This is a genomic window from Ostreibacterium oceani (assembly GCF_009362845.1).
GTDB classification, from domain to species: Bacteria; Pseudomonadota; Gammaproteobacteria; order Cardiobacteriales; family Ostreibacteriaceae; genus Ostreibacterium; species Ostreibacterium oceani.
In genome coordinates this window covers 1-21,862 of the sequence record NZ_WHNW01000010.1, presented here as the reverse complement: position 1 = coordinate 21,862, position 21,862 = coordinate 1, and the positions used below count along the sequence as shown (strand labels likewise).

Here is a 21,862-nt window from a genome sequence, read left to right as displayed (position 1 = left end):
TTCGTTAATTAAACAACCATTAATTTCCTGTTAATCCTTGCAACGTGCGTTTGACAGTACCAGCAGGATCAAATCAAATCAAATCAAATCAAATCAAATCAAATCAAATTACACTTTACCTATGGATTTTACTGCCCCGCCGATGCAAGGGCGAGTTTAACAGCAAACGCCATAAATCCAGCGCCAACCCCTGCACTTGAGACACTGCTGATTTTTTTGCGTCGTCGAAATGCGTCAGCGAGTTTTGCCCCCGAATAAATCAGTACGCCAAGATAAAGCGCACTAAAAAACTGCACGGTCACCGCCAATACCAAAAAGGGCAACAAACGGCTTGGGTAGCTCGGGTCGACAAACTGTACAAAAAAGGAAAAGAAAAACAAAATGGCTTTGGGATTTAATAGGCTAATCAATAGCGCCTTGGCAAAGGCATTGCGCGGACTGGTTTTTTTAATCGGCTGCATCGCCGCCTCAGACATGGATTCATGGCGTCGCCAATTTATCCAAGCATCGCGGACTAACCGCAACCCAATATACCCTAAATAAATCGCACCGATAATTTTAATCGTCATGAAAAGTGCAGGGTACGCCGTCAAAATAGCCACCGCACCCAATGCGGTCAAGAGCATCAAAATCGCATCGCCCACAAAAATACCACAGGCTGCCGCCCAACCGTTACGCACGCCCTGCTGCGCGGACAAAGCCAGCACATAAAGCGAATTAGGCCCAGGCAGCAACACAATCATAATCACGCCCAATAAGTACGTTGTGTAATTAATGACCCCAAAATTTTCTATCATCATACCATCACCCGTCATCTGATTTATTGAAAAAATGTCATCATCATAATATACGCCTGACGGCAACCGCTTGCAATCTTTGATTGTCTTATAGCATGTTTTATGGCATGTTTTATGGCGTACTTTATGGTACAGTTATTTATTCTGGAACGACATAATCGTTACTGGGCGAATTACTGGGAAAATTACTGGGCGCACTATTATCTTAGGCGCATCTTAGGCGCATCTTAGGCGCATCTTAGGCGCACAAAAAAACCCGCCGAAGCGGGTTTTTGCAGATACGGAAAACCGTAACGTAACGTAGCGTAACGTAAATATATTGTATCAGCGTTTTGAGAACTGAACGGCACGACGTGCTTTTCGTAATCCCACTTTTTTACGCTCAACCTTACGCGCATCACGGGTTAAAAATCCGCTTTGACGCATGGTAGATTTATTCACTTCGTCATAACTGACCAAAGCGCGAGCAATCCCATGACGAATAGCACCAGATTGACCGGTACTACCACCGCCAGAAACCGTCACGAAAATATCAAACGAATCCAGTCCATTGACTGCATCTAATGGCTGACGAACCACCATGCGAGAAGTCTCACGACCAAAATACTCATCTAGTGGTTTTTGATTGACGATAATGTTGCCGCTGCCTTTGCGTAAAAATACGCGAGCAGAAGAAGATTTGCGGCGACCAGTTGCGTAATATTGTTCCATGTATTGACCTTTTAAATTTCTAATGCTTTGGGTTGTTGGGCTGTGTGCGGATGTTCATTACCCGCAAACACTTTCATTTTTTTGAACATGGCTCGACCCAGTGGGTTTTTAGGCAACATGCCTTTCACTGCTGTCTCGATAACACGCTCTGGGTAACGATCAAGTCGCTCTTGTAGCGTCTCAGATTTCAAGTTACCGATATAGCCTGTATGGCGATAATAAATTTTATCGCTAAGCTTTTTACCCGTAACGTGAATTTTTTCGGCATTAATCACGATAATATAATCACCTGTATCCACGTGAGGGGTATAGGTTGGCTTATGCTTACCACGCAGACGGCGAGCAATTTCTGTTGCTAATCTACCTAGGGTTTTACCCTCTGCATCAACAACATACCAGTCTCTTTTTACCGTTTCTGGCTTGGCACTGAATGTTTTCATTACAAATTCTCCGCACACTAAATCTCAAAATAAGGCGAGTATCCTAACAGAAAACAAATGAAAATGCCAAGCATTAAATTGCTCAAAAGCAAAAAAAACGATATGATAAGCAGCTGGGTGAGCACTACGTTTATCCAGCTGTACAACAAGCAGTCTAGCAAGTAGCTTAGCAATCAACTGATTCATGCGACCTTAGACTAAATATCTAAGGGCATTTATCGGCATTATCCGCATAAATAACACGCGCATTAATAATGTAATGCGCCAACAAAAGCGGCAACAAATGCGCATTTGAATCAAACATTGCAAGCATTGAACAAATTAAACTAATTTAAACTAATTTGAACTAGCGTTTATCTAATTTACCCGAGGCAAAGCCATGACAGTGGAAACATACGAAGCAGACGTGATATTCACTAAATCCGCAGCACTTAAAGTCAGAGAATTGATCGAAGAAGAGCAAAATCCTGAGCTCAAACTCCGCATCTATATCACGGGCGGGGGGTGTTCTGGTTTTCAATACGGCTTTACCTTTGACGAACAAATCGAAGAAGGCGATTCTTACACAATCAACGAGGGCGTCACCTTATTAATCGACCCCATTTCTTATCAATACCTGACCAACGCTGAAATTGATTACAAAGAAGACCTACAAGGAGCGCAGTTTGTCGTCAGAAATCCTAATGCTTCAACAAGTTGCGGGTGTGGTTCGTCTTTTTCAGTCTAGATACCCACTGCTTCTGGACGACATCGCACAAGGTTACACAGGGCATATTCGTTGATATTCGTTGATATTCGCTGGCAACTTGTGCTATAGTGAGTTTAAGGTTGTTTTCTGCAGTTTTTGTAATAAGGCATCAGTCTCTTGACCTTAATGCATATTGCTTGGAGGCCCCGTGTTGGTGGTGAGCAAGCCATTTAGTTGGAAGCCTAAGCCGCACAAATGATGGCCAACCACTTGAACAAACTCGTTCAAGAGCAGCAAAGCCGGTACATAACGTGCGGAGCAACCTTCTTTTTTTTATTTGATACGCATCAAATACACGCGTCAAATACCTCAAATACCTAATTCATCCCACATAGCGTCAATTTTGTCCAACACGTCTTGATTCATGACAATCGGACGACCCCACTCGCGCGTGGTTTCTCCCCCTGTTTTATTGGTCGCATCTAACGCCATTTTCCCACCCAAGCCTGAAACAGGCGACGCAAAATCCAAATAATCAATGGGCGTATTTTCCATAGTCACGGTATCTCGCACAGGATCCATTCGCGTCGTAATCGCCCAAATCACGTCTTGCCAATTGCGGCAGTCAATATCGTGGTCAACAATCACCAAAAACTTGGTATACATAAATTGCTGCAAATACGACCACGCGCCCATCATGATTTTTTTGGCATGCCCTGGGTATTGTTTTTTGATGCTAATAATCGCCATCCGATAAGAACAGCCCTCAGGTGGCAAGTAAAAATCCACAATCTCAGGAAACTGTTTTTGAATGAGCGGGATTAAAATCTCATTTAATGCAACCCCCAAAATTGCGGGCTCATCGGGCGGCCTGCCTGTATGCGTACTGTGATAGATGGGATTTTCTCGGTGCGTGATTCGCTCGACAGTAAACACGGGGAAGGTATCCACTTCGTTATAATACCCCGTATGATCCCCATAGGGGCCTTCTGGCGCTATTTCGTCTGGATAAATATAGCCTTCCAGCACCCACTCTGCACTTGCTGGCACCAGCAAATCATGGGTCAAACAAGTAGTCACCTGTGAGCGCGAATGACGCAGCAAGCCAGCAAACGCATATTCAGACAGCCCATTTGGAATGGGTGTCACTGCCGCCAAGGTTGTCATCGGGTCTGCACCAATGGCAACGGCGACAGGAAAGGGTTCTCCAGGATGTTGTTGACACCATAGCTGATAATCCAATGCGCCACCACGGTGCGCAAGCCAGCGCATAATGAGCTTATTTTTCCCTAATAATTGCTGGCGATATATTCCTAAGTTAAGCCGTGCTTTGCGTGGCGAATGCGTCACCGTCAAGCCCCACGTAATCAATGGCGCGGCATCTTCTGGCCAGCAATGCTGGATTGGCAGCTTGGTCAAATCCACTTCGTCACCTGTCAGCACGACGGCTTGACAAGGTGCGTTTTTAACGGTTTTGGTCGGCATCGTCATCATCGCCTTTGCCATCGGCCACATAGCAATCGCCCCTTTAATGCCTTTGGGTGGTTCGGGTTCTTTGAGATTCGCGAGTAACTGCCCCAATTGGCGCAATTCACTGACATCGCCCAAGCCTAATGCCATCGCAATGCGCTCAGGTGTCCCAAATAAATTCGTCAGCACTGGGGTAGACTGACCGTCAACTTGGGTAAATAATAGCGCAGGGCCTTGTTTATTGAGTGTCCGTTGGCTGATTTCTGTGATTTCTAGGTAGCTGGAAATTGGTGTGTCAATTTCTACCAATTCACCACGTGATTTGAGTTGCTCAATAAACGCTCTTAAGTCTTTCATCGGTAGGGTTGCCTATAATTTTATCTATACTGCATCTAATACTGCATCTAATACTGCATCTAACACTACATGCCATTGTACCCGCCAGTAACCTAAGACAACAGCCTAAGATAGCAGCCTAAGATAGCAGTCTAGGCTACTGTACGGCGGTATACTGCGCCACAGACCACATCAGTACGCAATCGCGCTTAACGGGTGTTTCAACCGCACATCGGTGGATACTTGCGATGCTCGGCGGATACGTGCGATGCTTTTACCGTGTTTTCGCTATGCGCTTGCTATACTTTCACCATGGCAATCGCCGTATCAATCATGCGACACGAAAAGCCCCATTCGTTATCATACCACGTCATGATTTTAACCAGATTGCCGTCAATGACACGCGTCTGCGTACTATCAAAAATCGATGATTCAGGGCGATGATTAAAGTCAATCGACACCAATGGTTCCGTGTTGTATCCCAACACTTTACCTAAGCTATCGCCGCCTTCTGATGCCGATTTTAGCAAGGCATTAATCTCGTCAACTGAAGTGGCTTTTTTCGCGGTAAATGTCAAATCAACCACTGAGACGTTTTGTGTTGGCACGCGCACGGCAAATCCATCAAATTTACCTTGTAACGACGGCAACACCAGCCCAACGGCTTTGGCCGCACCAGTCTTGGTCGGAATCATTGATATTCCCGCTGACCGTGCACGCCGTAAGTCTTTGTGCGATGCATCAATCAATCGCTGGTCTGAGGTATAAGCATGGATTGTCGTCATCAGTCCTTTTTCAATGCCGATGCTTGCATCCAATATTTTCGCAACAGGCGCCAAGCAATTCGTCGTACACGAGGCATTGGATACCACACGGTCGGTCGATTTAAGCTCGTCTTCATTGACACCATAGACTATCGTTGCATCCACGTCTTCACCTGGAGCTGAAATCAATACTTTTTTAGCGCCCGCGTCAAAATGTGGCTGCACTGTCTCGCGTGAACGAAAAATCCCCGTACATTCCATGACAACATCCACACCCAATGCGCCCCAGTCACAATCCGCAGGGTTGGCATGGCGTGTGTAGCGAATTTCATCGCCATTGATAATCAGGGTATCTTCACCACGCGTCGTAATCTCGGCATTAAAACGCCCGTGGACACTATCGTAACGTGTTAGGTGGGCAATCGATTCGACAGGGCTTCGGCTGTTTGCTGCCACGACTTGTATTTCATCTTGCAGCCCGTATTCATAGATTGCTCTGACGACATTCGATCCAATACGACCAAACCCATTAATTGCTACTTTTATTGCCATTGTTTCACCTCGTTAACCCACGGTTATTTCTAGATTGTTTATACTTTGTTATCAGCTTAAAAATGTTTCGATTTGCGCGCTAATCATATCGGCATCAAAGCCAAAATAGGCAAATAAATCTTTCGCAGGCGCAGAAGCACCATACGAATCAATACCAATTACAAACCCATTACCCGCGACCAAGCCTTCCCACATCAGCGTCGCGCCCGCTTCAATCACGATACGCGGTTTATCTGCCATGATAGTGGCGTCTTGGTAGGGTTTGTCTTGCAGTCGATAGCGTTCGTAACATGGCATAGACACGACCTGTGCCGCAATGCCTTTTGTAGCTAACTGGGCAGCTGTTTGCATCGCCAATCCCACTTCTGAGCCAGTCGCCACTAACGTTAAATCTGAGCCCTGACGAATCACATACCCGCCTTTGTCGATATTCGCTAACTGCATTTCATCACGCGCGATTTTGGGCAACCCCTGACGCGACAAGGCTAGCGTTGCAGGGCCATGCTGATTTTCTAACGCACACTGCCAAGCAACTGCCGTCTCGACGGCATCACAAGGTCGCCAAACGTGCATATTTGGCATCACACGCAATGACGCCAAATGCTCCACTGGCTGATGCGTTGGGCCGTCCTCACCCAAACCGATGGAATCATGCGTCATTACATAAATAACACGATGCTTCATCAGTGCCGACAAGCGCATCGCATTTCTTGCATAATCGGAAAATACCAAAAACGTCCCCGCATAGGGGATTACCCCACCATGATTGGCCATGCCATTTAGTATCGCCGCCATGCCAAATTCACGCACGCCATAGGAAAAATAATTTCCCGCAGGATTTTCATCTGAAAACAGTGTACTGTGTTGATGCTTGGTATTATTTGAGCCAGTCAAATCTGCTGAACCACCCACCATTTCGGGCAATAAACCCGCAAAGAAATCCAGCGCCATTTCGCTGGCTTTACGCGTGGCAACATCGGTGCTTTCTGCCTGCAACGCGGCAATGAATTCCTCTGTCTTTTCTGCAAATTCTGTAGGCAATGCCCCTGCCATTCGTCGCGAAAACTCACTTGCAAGGGCTGGGTATGCTTGGGCATAGCGGGCAAATAAATCTTGCCAAGCTTGCTCTGCGCTTTCACCAAATGCGTGCGCGTTCCACGCCGCATAAATCGCATCAGGCACAACAAATGGCTTATGTGGCCAATCCAATGCCTTGGCCGTCACATCACGATTGTCTTCGCCTAACGGTGAGCCATGCGCGGATTCAGACCCCGCCTTGGGTGAGCCATAACCGATTTGAGTTTTACAGCAAATCAAGGTGGGTTTGTCTGCTTTTTTGGCCTGTGCAATGGCGGCCGATACGGCCTCTGCATCGTGCCCATCAATATCACGAATCACCTGCCAGCCATAAGCTTCAAAGCGTTTCGGCACATCTTCCGAAAACCACGGCGCAACGGGGCCATCAATTGAAATACCATTGTCATCATAAAGCGCAATCAGCTTATTTAATCGGTATGTACCTGCCAACGCACAGACCTCATGCGACACGCCTTCCATCAAACAGCCGTCACCTAAAAACACGTAGGTATGATGATCGACAATCGGATACGCCGGCTGGTTAAATTGTGCCGCGAGCATTTTTTCCGATAGCGCCATACCGACCGCCATCGCAAGCCCCTGCCCTAGCGGCCCTGTCGTCGTCTCAACGCCAGGCGTTTCAAAATTTTCAGGGTGACCGGGGGTTTTGCTGTGGAGTTGGCGAAATTGTTTAATGTCATCAATCGTGACATCATAACCCGTTAGATGCAACACGGCATACTGCATCATCGAAGCATGCCCGTTAGATAAAACAAACCGATCTCGATTAACCCAATCAGGATTTTGTGGATTATGTCGCAAATGGTCTTGCCACAAGGCAACTGCCATATCTGCCATTCCCATCGGCGCACCAGGATGGCCTGAATTAGCGCGATTGACTGCATCGATACTTAAAAAGCGAATGGCGTTTGCAAGCTGCATTTTGCTAGGCATAGTGTCTCCAACTAAGATAAAATCAAATGACCATGATTATAGTAAAGCCCAGCCCATAAATCTAGTTTAAATCTAGTTTAAATCGTGTTTAAGTCACGTTTAAGTCATACTTCACCCGATTTATGCGGCATTGTCGATGACCTTGAGATTGGGCGCTGATTAGTCGATACGCAGCGTAATGCCCTATTAGCCTATTAGCCCGTTATCGGATAACCGCACATTAATTTAGCACGCATTAACGCGTTACCTACGTTTGACCGAGTGCCGCCCAATACCGCCGCGCATTATCCAAATCTGCTTGTGTATCAATACCTTTTGGTGGCGCTTTGTCGACACAGGCAACCGCAATGCGGTATCCATGCCACAACACCCGAAGTTGCTCGAGTTTTTCAATTTGCTCCAATGGGCTTTCAGGTAACGATTGATACTGCTCAAGGAACGAAGCACGATAAGCATAAATGCCCAAATGGTGCAAATAGCACGCCGCTAGATTCGCTGAGTCAGTAGGCAATTCCGCCTCTCGTGCAAATGGAGCGCCCTCTCGTGCAAACGGAATGGCCGCGCGTGAAAAATACATCGCTTCACGGCGTTGATTACAAACCACTTTGACCGCATTGGGGTCGGCTAGCATTGATGCAGTCATTGACGGGGCGAGCGTGACCGCCAAAGTCGCTACTACGGCCTCGGTGTGGTGCAACAAGGTTGCCGCACACAGATTAATGTAATCGGCGAGCATAAATGGTTCATCACCCTGTAAATTCACAATAATTTCATCGGGCTTTAGCGACAACCGCTGAACGCACTCAGCCAAGCGGTCCGTACCTGATGTGTGGTTTTTGTCCGTCAATATGGCCTCGGCACCACAGGCAACAGCTGCCCTGAGAATGCGCTCGTCATCGGCGGCAATCACAATGCGTTTTGCTTGGCTTTTTTGAGCTGCGCGATAGGTATGCGCCAATAAAATATCATCGCCTATGGGCTGTAACAGCTTTTCAGGGAGTCGCGTGGACTGCAATCTCGCGGGGATTATTACGGTAAATGTCATCGTTAACCTATTTAGTGATTATTTAATCATTAGTTAGTGTCGTGGTTTGTTTGGTTTGTTTGGTTAGCTTCGTCTTTACTATCCATAACTGGGGTGTTTTTCGCGAAATTCTCGGCGGCTTTTGGCATTAACGCCTGCACAGCACGCAGAAAATCAGCCGCCAACGCCTCAGACAATACCGCAGAAACAGACAAAAACCAAGCATCAGGATAAGGCGCGGGGCGTAATTTTACCCAATCTTTTTCAGTCATCAACAGCGTCTTATCCGCCGGCAGCGTAATGTGGCGGTAATCCACGTGATCAGGTAGCGATTGTGTCTTTGCCATAATGCCTTGTGCTGTTACACGGTCAAAAAACTTCTGTGGATTGGCGATACCTGCGATGGCTAAATTTTGCTCGGCATTGGCGCTAAATTCGTCGGGATACTTGCGCTGTCCTGTGGTCAGGTGCATCCAGCCATTTTCTGCCAACTGGTAGTGATAGCGCTCGGAGGCGCCGCCATTGCTGACGACAAAATCCATTGATTTTAATCGGCTAGGCGCTTCGCGCAGCGGCCCAGCTGGTAAACGCCACCCATTCCCTAGCCCGTCAGGATAGGGAATGACGCAGACAGTTAAATCAGGCAGTAGTCGATAGTGTTGCAGCCCGTCATCGCTTAAAAAAACCTGTATTTCAGGGTGTTTTTTAAGCGCCAGTTCGATTGCGGCTTGGCGCGTCTGCCCCACAATCACGGGGCATTGTAACCGATGATGAATAAGCCACGCCTCGTCGCCTACCCATGTTGCTTCGTCTGTTGTCTGCACCAAATGCGCCGCACACTGTCGGCGATAATCGCCACCGTAGCCTCGACTAATGACGGCGACTTGGATTTGATTATCCTTCAACAATCGCCCCAAGCCAATCACCAGCGGTGTTTTGCCTGCACCGCCTGCATGGATATTCCCCACAACCACCACAGGTCTAGGCGATTGATACCGCGACCGCCATCTGCAGCCATACAATCCACGATGGATGGTATTGATTAATGCATAAAGCCAAGCAAGCGGCAACAACAGGTAATTAAGCCCTCGCCGTTGTTGCCAAACCCTCGGCCAGTTGATTTTTTTCACTCAGATACCCTGCCCTGATTTTCGCCCTGTATTTCATCTTTTTCGCCTTGCATCTCGCCCTGCTTTACACGTTGCCACAAGGCTTCTTTTTCAGATAACGACAGCGCAGCAAATGCATCAGCCCCATCGCTCATTGCGAGCATGGCTTGGCTACGCGCTAAAAACTTATGATTCGCTTGGCGAAGAGCAGCATCTGGAGAAATAGACAGCTTGCGCCCCAGATTCACCACCGCAAATAATAAATCGCCGTATTCTTCGGTCATTTTTGTCAACGTTTTTTCCTTATTCGTATCATCGTGGCTATTTTCAAGCATCTCATCAAGCACCTCCTCAAGCTCATCGCATTCTTCTCGAATCTTCTCAACCACAGGACTTGCCGTAGACCAATCAAACCCTAGCGTTGCAAGCAATGCCTGTGCCTGCAAGCTTTGCTCAAACGATGCTTTGCCGATGATAGACTTACTCAAAAAGTCCTCGTCTGTTATGGCAGATAGCTGTGGATATGGGCTAACTTCGCTGGCTTTTTCCTTTGCCTTGATACGATGCCAATCGGCTTTTTGCTCTTCTCGATTGGCATAGACTTTGCCGGCAAAAATATGCGGGTGGCGGCGCACCATTTTATCGACCACCGCATCAATAACCGATTGCAGATTAAACGTACCTTGCTCTTCGGCAATCCGCGCGTAAAATGCCAAGTGAAACAACACGTCCCCCAGCTCTTCACAAACATGGGTCGGCTCATTGGATTGAATCGCGTCGAATAGCTCGTAAAGCTCATCCTGCGTCATTGGCAGCAAACTATTCGCCGTCTGCGCCAAATCCCACTCGCAACCCGTCTCAGGGTGGCGTAACCGCGCAATCAAATCGACCAAAGGCTGTATATTAACGGTCATAAATTTCTATTTTTTTAACATTTTTTGAACGGTAAACTACTGACAAAACATCGGACGGTAAGCCATTAACTCATCTGCTGTCATCACAAACACACCTTCGCCGCCCTGCATAAACTCATGCCACTGAAAAACCACATCGGGATAAGCCGCCTCCAATAATGGCCAAGAGGCACCCACCTCAACAATCAAACAGCCATTTGGCGTCAGATAATCGGCGGCTGTTTGTAAGATTCGCCGTGTCAAATCCAACCCGTCCTCGCCAGAACCCAGTGCAAATGCAGGCTCATGCAGAAACTCATCAGGCAAATTCGCCATGGTTTCGCTATCCACATAAGGCGGATTGGCGATAATCAAATCGTATTGACCTTTGGGGAGCGCGTCAAATCCATCTGACAACTGCGGTAGCACTTGATGCGCTAGCTGATGCATGGCGATATTTTTCTCAGCCACTGCCAAAGCGGGCGCTGAAATATCGGCTACCGTTACTATCGCCTGCGGAAATTGGCTGGCACACGCAATGCCAATACACCCCGACCCACAACACAAATCCAATATATGGCGCAAATCCTCTGGGGCATCAATATACGGTGCAAAATCGCCCGCAATCAACTCAGCAATCGGTGAACGCGGAATCAGTACACGTTCATCGACATAAAATGGCAACCCCATAAATAGCGTTCGATTGGTTAAATACGGCACGGGCATTTTGGCGTCTATTCGCGCCTCAATCGCGGTGGCGATTTTTTCGCACTCAGCGCGTGTCAACTGTGCCTGAAAATAAGACACACCCAAGTCAAAAGGCAAATTCAACAACCCAAGTACCAATGCATGCGCTTCGTCAAAGGCATTATCACAGCCTTGGCCAAATACCAGTGGCGGGGTGTTTTCTGGGTCGGCAAAGCGACTGGTGGCATAACGAACCCAATCATAAATCGTCTGCAACGCTGGCATTGACGTGGTTATCGGCTCTGGCATCGGCTCTGGCATCGGTTCTGGCATTAGCGCTGTCTCCTATTTGGGCAAATCGTGTTGTGCTTTATTGTAATTCGAGTTTGAATAAGTATTGATAGAGTAGTTTTTCGCTGCGCGTTGGTGGCGGGCGCTTAGGCTGTGCCATTGGGTGCGACGCTGGGTGCGACGCTGGGTGTGACGCTGGGTGTGACGTTGGGTGCGCATCATGGACTTCAGGCTGCACTAGCGTTTCAGACTGGAGGCGTTCTGCCTGTTGCTGCTTTTCTTTTTTCGCATTGCGTACTAGCTGGCGTAGATATTGAACATCGACCGCTTTAAACAACGTCAATATTTCATCAATGGCGGCCTTATCATCCGCCAGCAACCGCGTTTGGTAATGCGTAATGCGGTGGATTTTGGTCGCATCATTGCGATACGGGTGATTGATTTTATCGAATGCTTGCTGGATTTCATCCGCGCCTTGGGCGACCACCAGGCGCGTCACAAAAGATAAATGGCGGCGATAGGCATTACCCTTGAGACGCTTGGCTTCAATCAATGCAGCACGCAACTGGGCATCAATGGGCAGCCCATCGTACTTGGCATCCGCTATCGTTAGCATACTTTCTACAAAGGTTTTGATGATTTCACGTTCGCGCTTTGTCTCGCTTTTGTTTTCTCGGATAACGAGCCCGTCTTCATCGTATTGTTTTTCTTTTTTTCGCATGGGTTGATTCTTTTTTTTCAAAATATCGCCCTATTGTAACAGCAAGCCCTAGCGTCTGGCTTTAAAAAATGCTTTCAACATCGCAATGTAGGCGCTATTTTCGGCAAAAACGGCTTCTATTTTGTGGTTTAACGATGGATGTTGGTGCAATTCAAATACGCTACCACACGCCCCTGTGCGCAAGTCCTTTGCCGCAAAAACAAGCCGCGCAACCCGTGCGTGAACCAACGCGCCTGTGCACATCGGACACGGCTCTAATGTCACATACAAGGTCGTACCTGGCAGCCGATAATTACCGAGTTTCTGACCCGCTTGGCGTAGCGCCAAGACCTCGGCATGGGCGGTCGGATCGTGTAGCCCGATACAGCCATTGGCCGCGACGCTAATACATTCGTTATCCGCGCTAACCAACACCGCACCAACAGGAACTTCACCCGCATTTTGCGCTTTTTCGGCCATTTTTATGGCGATATCCATCCAATATGCATCCTGATTATTTAATTGCATTTTGACTCATTTTTCACTCATTTTTCACTATTTAAATTGGTTAAACATTGTTACAATACGAGGCTTGTAGCCTGTGCCAAAGCGTGCCAAAGCGTGCCAAAGCGCGCCAAACCGCGCCAAACGTCGCTTACTTTTCACCAAGGACAACCCGACGATTCCTGTTAGATTAGTCGCTTAGGGCGCACTGAGGGCAAACTTAGGGCACACTTAGGGTGAACTTAAAGACAACAAAACAAACAAAACCCATATGCACCCAACTATTCATCGTATTTTACCGAAAAAACTACTCTCTGCACTAATGTATCGTAGCGCGCGAATTCGCCAGCCGCAGATTAAATCATTGCTAATTCGGTTTTACATGCGAATTACTGGCGCTAGTTTACACGATGCGGCGCGTCAACGCATCGCCGAATATGACAGTTTACTCGATTTTTTTACCCGTGAATTAGCGCCGAATGCGCGCCCAATTTATGGTAATGAAACCGATTGGATATGCCCGGTTGATGGACAAATTGCACATATTGGCGACATTCAAGAAGGCAATATCTTTCAGATAAAAGGACACCACTACGCCTTAACTGATTTATTGACATCCGATTACTGCCAAGGTTATGAAAATGGACAAGCGACGACAATCTATCTGGCACCGCATAATTACCATCGAATCCATATACCCTATCAAGCAAACCTAAAACGTGCGCGCTATGTGCCAGGGGCGTTAAATAGCGTGTCGGTAAGTCTGCTTAAGCATATTCAGGGGCTGTTTGCCAAAAATGAGCGCGTTATTTTAGAGTTCGCTTGCAATGACAATTCTGACGATGACTTTATCATGGTGTTAGTTGGTGCCGTTAACGTCGGTTCCATTGAAACCGTTTATCATGGCGAAATTACGCCAAATGGTAACGCCACTCCAATGGAGCTTGCTGGCAGTCAACACGTAAGCGAAAAAGGGGCTGAAATCGGTCGGTTCAATTTAGGGTCAACCATCATATTAATCCGAAAAAATCGTCAGTTAACCTGGTGCAAATCCGACAACGAGACGTGTCAGTTAGGACAGATATTAGCGACACCTAAAGACACACAACGCGACACACCACGCGACACGTCAGCGACACACAAAAACCACCAGGGGCTCAGTTAACACCATGACCACTATGGCTACCGTCACCATATACACCGATGGCGCATGCCGAGGCAACCCCGGCATTGGTGGGTGGGGTGCCTTGTTATGCTATGGCGGACACGAAAAGGCGTTATGCGGCGGTGAACACAACACCACCAACAACCGCATGGAGCTCATGGCGGCTATCGAAGCATTACAATGCCTCAAACGCCCTTGCAATGTGGCGCTTTGGACGGACTCTACTTACGTCAAAAAAGGCATCACCGAATGGATTCACGTCTGGCGCAACAATGGCTGGAAATCTGCCAGCAAAAAGCCCATCGCCAACCAAGACCTTTGGCAGCAATTAGATGCCGCAACCAAAAGACACCAAATTGAATGGCACTGGGTCAAAGGCCATGCAGGCCACCCTGGCAACGAAATGGCAGATAGTCTCGCCAATCAAGGCATAGAAACACTACTCACCACCCAAGACGCATAGAAAACGCATAGAAAACGCATGGTAAACCGCATGATACAGCCCAAAAAAAACATTGATAAGTCGCGTAAACTACGCCATGTTTGTTACGACATTCGCGGCCCTGTTTTAGAAAAAGCCAATACGCTAATCGCCGCAGGACACGATATTCTCAAACTCAATATTGGCAATCCAGCGCCGTTTGGCCTTTATGCCGAAACACGTCTTAAGCAAGCATTGATTGACCAGCTAGACGCAGCGCAAGGCTATGGTGAATCCAAAGGCTTATTCGCCGCAAGGCAAGCCATTCATGCGCACAATATGAACCATGGCTTTAAAAACACGTCTGTTGACGACATTATTATCGGCAATGGGGTGTCTGAACTCATCGTGATGGCGATGCAAGCACTACTTGACGATGGCGACGAAATGCTCATCCCTATGCCTGATTATCCGCTATGGACTGCCGCCACCCACCTCGCTGGTGGTCTTGCACGGCATTATTTGTGTGACGAGCACAACGATTGGCGACCTAATCTAGCCGATATCGAAAGTAAAATCAGCAAAAAAACCAAAGGGATTTTAGTCATTAACCCCAACAACCCCACAGGTAGTGTGTACGACAAAGACACGTTAGTCGCTATCACCGAACTGGCTAGAAAGCACAATTTGATTATTTTTGCGGATGAAATTTACGACAAAATCCTCTACGATGGCGCCACGCATCTCTCAATCGCGAGCTTGCAGGATGACCTGACCGTCATTACATTTAATGGGCTATCCAAGTCATACCGCCTCGCAGGATTTCGTGCAGGCTGGCTTACGATTAGCGGTGACAAAGCACGTGCGACCGATTATATCGTAGGGCTAAATATGCTTGCATCCATGCGTTTATGCGCGAATATGCAAGCGCAATTTGTCATTGCCGAAGCCCTTAATCATGACCACAGCATTTACCAATTAACCGCGCCTGGCAATCGATTACACGAACAGCGCAATGTTGCTTATGAACGCCTCAATCAGATTCCGGGCATCACCTGCACCAAACCGCGGGGGGCAATTTATCTATTTGCACAATTAGATACCCAGCGTTTTAATATTCAAAACGATGAGCAGCTCATGCTAGACCTAGTCACCCAACAAAAACTCCTGCTGGTCCAAGGCACGGCATTTAATTGGCATTTGCCCGATCACTTTCGTTTGGTTTTTTTACCTAGCGTGCCTGTCCTCCATGATGCCATGGACAGACTGACCGATTTCCTCAAGGACTATCGCCAATAACAACCGCGTCAGAACATTAATTATTGGTATTTTTATTAAAAATAATTCACAATAAGCCCATCTTTAATTAATGAAAGTCACCTATAATTGACCTTAGTTAACTATTTTAAAAACAATTTAAAGGGTCAAGCAATGAAAATATTATTAATCGAAGATGACATGGGCGTTGCCAACTACGTCATCAAAGGGCTGAAAGAATCTGGACACACGGTGGATCACGCGGACAACGGCAAAGATGGGTTATTTCTCGCCATGACAGAAAAGTATGACGTGATGATTATCGACCGTATGCTACCTGAGGTCGAAGGCCTAAAAATCATCCAAACCATGCGCGCCTCAGACAACAAAACACCGACACTGATTTTATCCGCACTCGGTGATGTGGACGAACGCGTCAAAGGCCTCAAAGCGGGTGGCGACGATTATTTAATCAAGCCATTTGCCTTTTCTGAATTGCTGGCACGTATCGAGGTCCTATCCAAACGCAGCCAAACCGAATTCGGCAAAACACTCATCAAAAATGGGCCAATAGAAATCAATTTGTTATCGCGCACTGTCAAAGTCAACGATCAACCCGTTGACTTATTGCAACGCGAATACACCTTGCTCGAATATTTTATGAAAAAACCCAACCAAGTCATCACGCGTAGCATGCTACTCGAAAATGTATGGGAGTATAACTTTGACCCACAAACCAATATCATTGACGTCCATATTTCACGCTTACGTAAAAAACTCGATGCACATATCGATACCCAACCTATCGTTACTGTTCGCGGTGCTGGTTATATGCTTAAAATAGACAGCTAATCACTGCCTTAATCAGATCACATTTAGATAAAGGTCACTGCTTGTCCACTCATCATCCTAAGCTATTTAAACGTCTTATTAAAAACAATATATTTCGCTTAAGCGCGTTATATACGGTACTGTTTATTATTGCCTCGATGACGATGCTCGCAGTGGCTTATCGCGCGATTGAAAAAAATATCCAAAGCAGCATAGAAAAGGAGGTCAATGCTGAAATCACGCGGTATATCGGCAGTTATCAAAGTATGCAACTGGGTATAGAGCCTGAACGCTATGCTTTTTTTATCGAGCAAGGTGGGCGTAAAGTAGCGGGGAATATCAGCCAAATCCCCGAATCCGATGAGCCCATTAATTTTGTCGATATTCCTGCAAGCAAAGTCATTGCAGCCGATAATCTCGATAGCAAAGGCAAAATTCTCGGCAAAACCGTCACCCTCCCTGATAATACTAAACTCTTTATTGGTAAAAATAGTTACGATGCCACCAAACGCCAAAAAGACATTTTAGATGCGTTATCAACGGCTTTATTGAGTTTGCTGATTATTGGCATCGTCGGTGGGTTGATTATTTCCTTTCGCTCTATAAAACGCATTGACCGTATTTCACGAGTGAGTAAAGCCATTATGGCGGGCGATTTAACATTGCGTATTCCCACCACGCAATACAACGATGATATCGAAGATTTAGCCCGTAATCTCAACAACATGCTCGACCAAATTGATGACCTTATGGCAGGTATGCGCCAAGTGTCTAACAATGTCGCCCACGATTTACGCACCCCACTCACCCGACTGAGAGCGAGTATAGAGACTATCGCACGCAAAAGCGACGGGGATATCAAAGAAGAAGCCGAACAAGCCCTAGTCGAAACCGACAATCTACTCAATACCTTTGCTTCACTACTGCGCATATCACAAGTAGAATCTGGCGCGGTCGAAAAACGCAAAACACCTTTTGACTTATCCGCATTAGTCCACGAAGTGGTCGATTTTTACGAAGTCCTCGCCGAAGAAAAGGAACAAAGCATCGCCCTAGACCTCGCTAAAAACATCATATTATCAGGCGATAAGACATTAATTTCACAGGCCATTATCAATATATTCACCAATGCCGTAAAATACGCACCAGAATCAGGACACATCAATATCTCCCTGACCGCTATCGCCAATAACAGCGTTGCCGAACTCGTCATTCACGACAGTGGCAACGGTGTGCCTGACAGTGAAATCAGCAAAATCACCCAACGCTTTTTCCGCCTAGAAAGCCACCGTAAAACAGAAAACGGTAGTGGATTGGGGCTTGCTATGGTCAAGGCTATCATTGACGCGCACCGAGGACGACTGTCTTTTGAAAACGATAATGGCTTTAAAGTCATTGTGCATTTACCCATCAAAGCCTAAAGTAGCTGACTAAAACGGCTGACTAAAACGGCTGACTAAAACGCTTACTGCGATAAACCACTGGACTAATCAACCCTCAATCAGCCACCCCCCAAGCCACTCCAAGCCACTCCAAGCCACTTTAACAAAACAACACGGCATCCAAACCCACCTATACAGACAAATTCGGTGTAAAAATAAAGATAATTTAAATGCTGAAGTCAGTGCTAGTCAGTCTACCGAGATAAACAAAATAAAAAACTGGCAACCAATGACGCTAAACGTCACCAGCCGCCAGTTAAACCTTACAGGCGTAAGGCAAGCATCTACAGGTGAGTGCTAATTGCTTCCAATCGTTATTGTTCCACTGGGGAAGGCGACACCAGTATGCGCCGCACCACCTAGCTGGCCCCTAAGATTTGAGCCAATACCATACAGTTGATTCCCTATATAAATCAAACTAAAATCGCTACCCGCATAAATAGCAGAGGCTGTATTGATATTCGTCCCATCCGACCAAGCAAGCCTTTGCGGTGACGAAATAACACTGCCAACACTGCCACCAGCTTGGCCGCTACTGCTATCACCCCATGCCCAAACTTGTCCGTTATCTTCTAGGGCGAGGACATGCGCTCTGCCTACAGAAATTTTGATGAATTTTCTTTCTACGTCATCATCGGGCTCAACTGTACCCATATCATTTAGCGGAAATTCTACTTTAGTCGGCAGGTTTTTATCCGCTCTCCCTTCGCCATTCCCTAACACACCACTGTGATCAGAGCCCCACGCCCAAATACTACCATCAGGCTGAAGCGCAACCGTCAAATCCCAGCCTGTTTGCACGTCAGCAATGGTATCTCCCGTATTAGCTGGAATATTGACTAGCTCAGGCGCGCGCGAAGAGGAGTCTCTACCTAACGCACCAAACGAATTACTCCCCCACGTATAGACTTGGCCTGTCGCGCTGATCCCCGCGCCATGCGAGTGTTCCATGCTCATAGCCTGCAACCCTAACCCTTGCATATCCACAGATTTTAATGGGCATTTAATTATTGTATGCGTTGAGGTCGTTCCTAATCGGTGTCGTTGTCCACTGCCCCATATATAAACTTCATCGTTATCATCTATTGCCAGCGTACCAAGGGAGCCTGTTGCAACATATTTCCATGTAGCAGGTGCATCCCCTGCCCCTAGATGATAACAATTTCTAGCTGGTTTATAGTATTGTCTATCATGAGTAGGCAAATAGCTTGGCTCGCTAAACGCATCAGAATTTGCGCCTAATTGACCACTATTGTTTCTACCTTTACCATAAATTACGCCCGAACCATCAATCAACATGCTATGTTGAGAATTGGCGCCTACAGCTAAATGTTTTAACTGCTGCCCACCAAAATTTCGAACTAGCGTAAACTTGCCTGTTGCCGTACTTGCATAGACGTCACCATTTTTTGTAGACACATAAGTTTGATTACGTATTGTTGTGACCAAATCAATTTCGACATCATTTACTTCGTACCCTATTACAAAATAATCCAACTCATTAAGCTCATCAATTAAAAAGCTATAGGTAAGCGCTGTGTCATCAACACTCGTTGCATCACTTTTTTCCACCGCAGCAAAGGGTGATAAGGTTTGACGCTGGCCATCTACTGTTTGAATCGAAGCAGTCGCAAGTCGTAAATCAATTTTATCATCAAAGTCTGAGATCGGCAGCTCAGCCAAATCATACGGCAACGTGACACGAATCGGTTTTAACAAGCTAGGGGCTGAGGTCGTAATCTCAAAGTGGTCGCTCGCTGTTTTGAATGTCGAATCCACTACGGCGTCATAGTTTGAATTTTTGGGCTCAGGCACAATACGAATAACAAACGTATGTGTCTCGCCCTCAGCAATTGCACCTGCAGGAATCTCAATCTTGGCATCACTGCCTTCGATTTGTAGTACGGCACCTGACGAGGTTACACGCGCATAGGCGCTCGTTTCATTGTTATGGTCAGTGACTGGGGCGTTATCTGCTGTATCACAGGCAAATTGAATATTATCTATGTAGATGGCAGAGTTCAGCGCAGCGTCACCATAGTTCGCTAACTCAAACTGTAACGTGCCATCGAAACCCTTTCCCACAGGCACCTGTAGACAAGCCGTTTGCCAACCCGTGTGACCGACGTCTTGTGAAAGTAGCAACGAACGGGCTTGAATCGTTTCTTTGCCATCAACCAATGTCATTTCGCTGTCATTGACGTTTACGCGGATTAATTCACAATCCGCTTTGTCTGCAATATCGATACTACGTGCACATGTGCCGTCAGCCTCACCTACTTTGGGGGTGAGTGTCACACGAAATTCATCCACGTATTTAGAGCCAATAAAACGTGGGTATTCTTCGCTCACAAAATTATAGTCAAACGATAACGGCAACGTCTCAACCTCAGGGTGTAATTTGACGGGCTTTTTGATAAATGTGATATTGTATTTATCATCGGCCACGACACCAAACGCGTCATTACTGTCGGTTGGTGTCGTATCACACCATGCCACGTACTCACCATCGTAATAGGCCTCATTAGACCGCGCGTATGCCGAATCAATACCGCTGTTTTTAATGGCAGAACACATCCCCTGTACTTCCCAAGTCGGCAACTGTGCCGCGCCCGCATCACTCACATCGGCTAGTTCAAAGCTGCCATTAAACACCGCCTCAAACGCATCCAAACGACCTGCGCCCATCTTGCCTTTGTATTTGGCATCCAACTTATCTTCAATATTATCCGCAGATTTAAGTAAACGCTCTTTGACCTGATTAGCGGTTAGGTTGGGGTATTTATCCCAAACAGCATATGCTGCACCAGAAACAAGCGGCGCACTAATACTTGTACCCTGTACTTTAGTAGTAATTACATCAGTACTGCTAGTGAGCGCATAGTAATCCACATCGACCTCAAAGGGCGCCGATATACCCACTAAATCTCCATAATTAGAGTCTGTAGCTTTTTTATCATCGTCATCAGTACCCGCTACGCATATAGCCGACAAACTTTCACACGTAGGCACATACGCCCCTTGAAGATTATTTAAAAGCAAATCATTATTCGCATTTCCAGCAGCAACAACAGTGATTATATCGTCTTTTAAAGAGTCTATTGTAGAGGCTATAATATCAGTAGCGCAATGAAAAGAAGGCCTTTAACTGCATACGGTTTGATTTGCTTAATCATTATAGCGTCCTCCTATAGGCCAATCAGTTCGTGATTTGAATAATCGCAGTGTTTAGGGAACTCTACGGGAATCATGCGTCCACTCCAGTACTGGTTATAATCGCTATAAATTGCCGCCCGCTCCGATGTATTAATCAGCAGTGTTTCTAGCCAAGCATTTGCATTCCAGCGCGTATCCTCATCAATCAACCCGGCTTCATATGTCTCATCGAGTGCTAAAAAAGCGCACCCGCCGGTTTGACTTTGCAGATCCCCCGCTGCTTCTATGCGATCGGCGTTACCGCTCTCAGTCGCCAATAACATTTCTTGGAAGGATTGGGCGTGCTGATACAATGAATAACGCAAATCGCGTAGCGGGTCACCAGGGAATCGTTCGTAAATCGCTAGCTCTAAATCATCACGGATACCATCGCCATCGCTATCAATCCCCGCAAGGGTTAGTTTCCCCGCCTCGCCTGGGTGGGCGGGGATGATGGCCTCAGGGTCGGATAAATCAACTTCTTCATCCTCCTCTTGCCCATCGGCGCGCACTTGCCAGGTGATATTGTCCCACGAAAAAAGCCGTGTGCGGTC

20 protein-coding genes and 1 pseudogene are annotated in these 21,862 nt (G+C 46.8%); 6 read left to right on the top strand and 15 right to left on the bottom strand.

The window, feature by feature from the left end; translation table 11 throughout:
- Positions 1-128: 128 nt before the first annotated feature.
- The 4 genes from leuE to GCU85_RS10025 all read right to left on the bottom strand — a co-directional run bounded on the left by leuE (position 129) and on the right by GCU85_RS10025 (position 2,134).
- Complete coding sequence (gene leuE, locus GCU85_RS08060) at positions 129-797, bottom strand: leucine efflux protein LeuE (protein WP_152810743.1); 669 nt, start codon at positions 795-797, stop codon at positions 129-131.
- Between the two features lie 324 nt (positions 798-1,121).
- Positions 1,122-1,508 carry a 30S ribosomal protein S9 gene (rpsI, locus tag GCU85_RS08055; RefSeq protein ID WP_152810669.1) on the bottom strand — a complete coding sequence of 129 codons (387 nt, stop codon included), beginning with the start codon at positions 1,506-1,508 and terminating at the stop codon, positions 1,122-1,124.
- Between the two features lie 11 nt (positions 1,509-1,519).
- Positions 1,520-1,948 carry a 50S ribosomal protein L13 gene (rplM, locus tag GCU85_RS08050; protein ID WP_152810668.1) on the bottom strand — a complete coding sequence of 143 codons (429 nt, stop codon included), beginning with the start codon at positions 1,946-1,948 and terminating at the stop codon, positions 1,520-1,522.
- Positions 1,949-1,972: 24 nt separating this feature from the next.
- A complete protein-coding gene (locus tag GCU85_RS10025; RefSeq protein ID WP_218110620.1) occupies positions 1,973-2,134 on the bottom strand; it encodes a hypothetical protein in 162 nt (53 codons plus the stop codon).
- 193 nt (positions 2,135-2,327) lie between these two features.
- Here GCU85_RS10025 and erpA point away from each other — a divergent pair, with 193 nt between their 5' ends.
- Positions 2,328-2,675, top strand: a complete 348-nt coding sequence (gene erpA / locus GCU85_RS08045) for an iron-sulfur cluster insertion protein ErpA (RefSeq protein WP_152810667.1) — start codon at positions 2,328-2,330, stop codon at positions 2,673-2,675.
- Between the two features lie 330 nt (positions 2,676-3,005).
- Here erpA and ubiD read toward each other — a convergent pair whose 3' ends face one another.
- The 9 genes from ubiD to tadA all read right to left on the bottom strand — a co-directional run bounded on the left by ubiD (position 3,006) and on the right by tadA (position 13,021).
- Positions 3,006-4,463 (bottom strand): 4-hydroxy-3-polyprenylbenzoate decarboxylase, encoded by a 1,458-nt coding sequence (gene ubiD, locus GCU85_RS08040; RefSeq protein ID WP_152810666.1) that lies wholly within the window; start codon positions 4,461-4,463, stop codon positions 3,006-3,008.
- Between the two features lie 278 nt (positions 4,464-4,741).
- Positions 4,742-5,758, bottom strand: coding sequence for a type I glyceraldehyde-3-phosphate dehydrogenase (gene gap / locus GCU85_RS08035; RefSeq protein WP_152810665.1), 1,017 nt, complete (start codon positions 5,756-5,758; stop codon positions 4,742-4,744).
- A 51-nt stretch (positions 5,759-5,809) separates the two neighbouring features.
- A complete protein-coding gene (gene tkt / locus GCU85_RS08030; protein ID WP_152810664.1) occupies positions 5,810-7,789 on the bottom strand; it encodes a transketolase in 1,980 nt (659 codons plus the stop codon).
- A 247-nt stretch (positions 7,790-8,036) separates the two neighbouring features.
- Positions 8,037-8,834 carry a 3-deoxy-manno-octulosonate cytidylyltransferase gene (gene kdsB, locus GCU85_RS08025; protein WP_152810663.1) on the bottom strand — a complete coding sequence of 266 codons (798 nt, stop codon included), beginning with the start codon at positions 8,832-8,834 and terminating at the stop codon, positions 8,037-8,039.
- Positions 8,835-8,863: 29 nt separating this feature from the next.
- Entirely contained in the window at positions 8,864-9,943 is a 1,080-nt protein-coding gene (gene lpxK, locus GCU85_RS08020; RefSeq protein ID WP_152810662.1) for a tetraacyldisaccharide 4'-kinase, read from the bottom strand.
- Positions 9,940-10,836 (bottom strand): nucleoside triphosphate pyrophosphohydrolase, encoded by an 897-nt coding sequence (mazG, locus tag GCU85_RS08015; RefSeq protein ID WP_152810661.1) that lies wholly within the window; start codon positions 10,834-10,836, stop codon positions 9,940-9,942. Before mazG ends, lpxK begins: the two co-directional genes overlap by 4 nt.
- A gap of 36 nt (positions 10,837-10,872) precedes the next feature.
- The gene (gene prmB, locus GCU85_RS08010; RefSeq protein WP_235896266.1) at positions 10,873-11,835 is read right to left on the bottom strand and encodes a 50S ribosomal protein L3 N(5)-glutamine methyltransferase; all 963 of its coding nucleotides are present in this window, start codon (positions 11,833-11,835) and stop codon (positions 10,873-10,875) included.
- 37 nt (positions 11,836-11,872) lie between these two features.
- Positions 11,873-12,514 carry a ribosome biogenesis factor YjgA gene (gene yjgA / locus GCU85_RS08005; RefSeq protein ID WP_152810660.1) on the bottom strand — a complete coding sequence of 214 codons (642 nt, stop codon included), beginning with the start codon at positions 12,512-12,514 and terminating at the stop codon, positions 11,873-11,875.
- A gap of 48 nt (positions 12,515-12,562) precedes the next feature.
- The gene (gene tadA / locus GCU85_RS08000; RefSeq protein WP_152810659.1) at positions 12,563-13,021 is read right to left on the bottom strand and encodes a tRNA adenosine(34) deaminase TadA; all 459 of its coding nucleotides are present in this window, start codon (positions 13,019-13,021) and stop codon (positions 12,563-12,565) included.
- Positions 13,022-13,268: 247 nt separating this feature from the next.
- On the opposite strand from tadA, the gene asd reads away from it, so the two are divergent.
- From asd to GCU85_RS07975, 5 genes are all read left to right on the top strand, one after another.
- The gene (gene asd / locus GCU85_RS07995; RefSeq protein ID WP_152810658.1) at positions 13,269-14,162 is read left to right on the top strand and encodes an archaetidylserine decarboxylase; all 894 of its coding nucleotides are present in this window, start codon (positions 13,269-13,271) and stop codon (positions 14,160-14,162) included.
- A gap of 13 nt (positions 14,163-14,175) precedes the next feature.
- Positions 14,176-14,625 carry a ribonuclease HI gene (gene rnhA, locus GCU85_RS07990; protein ID WP_152810741.1) on the top strand — a complete coding sequence of 150 codons (450 nt, stop codon included), beginning with the start codon at positions 14,176-14,178 and terminating at the stop codon, positions 14,623-14,625.
- A gap of 30 nt (positions 14,626-14,655) precedes the next feature.
- Complete coding sequence (locus GCU85_RS07985) at positions 14,656-15,882, top strand: pyridoxal phosphate-dependent aminotransferase (RefSeq protein ID WP_218110619.1); 1,227 nt, start codon at positions 14,656-14,658, stop codon at positions 15,880-15,882.
- A 132-nt stretch (positions 15,883-16,014) separates the two neighbouring features.
- Positions 16,015-16,692 carry a response regulator transcription factor gene (locus GCU85_RS07980; RefSeq protein WP_152810656.1) on the top strand — a complete coding sequence of 226 codons (678 nt, stop codon included), beginning with the start codon at positions 16,015-16,017 and terminating at the stop codon, positions 16,690-16,692.
- 137 nt (positions 16,693-16,829) lie between these two features.
- Entirely contained in the window at positions 16,830-18,092 is a 1,263-nt protein-coding gene (locus tag GCU85_RS07975; RefSeq protein ID WP_152810655.1) for a sensor histidine kinase, read from the top strand.
- A gap of 318 nt (positions 18,093-18,410) precedes the next feature.
- Here GCU85_RS07975 and GCU85_RS10335 read toward each other — a convergent pair whose 3' ends face one another.
- The gene (locus tag GCU85_RS10335) at positions 18,411-21,191 is read right to left on the bottom strand and encodes a S8 family serine peptidase (protein WP_328592816.1); all 2,781 of its coding nucleotides are present in this window, start codon (positions 21,189-21,191) and stop codon (positions 18,411-18,413) included.
- Between the two features lie 110 nt (positions 21,192-21,301).
- Positions 21,302-21,862: pseudogene (locus GCU85_RS10020) on the bottom strand (hypothetical protein); the annotation flags it as partial.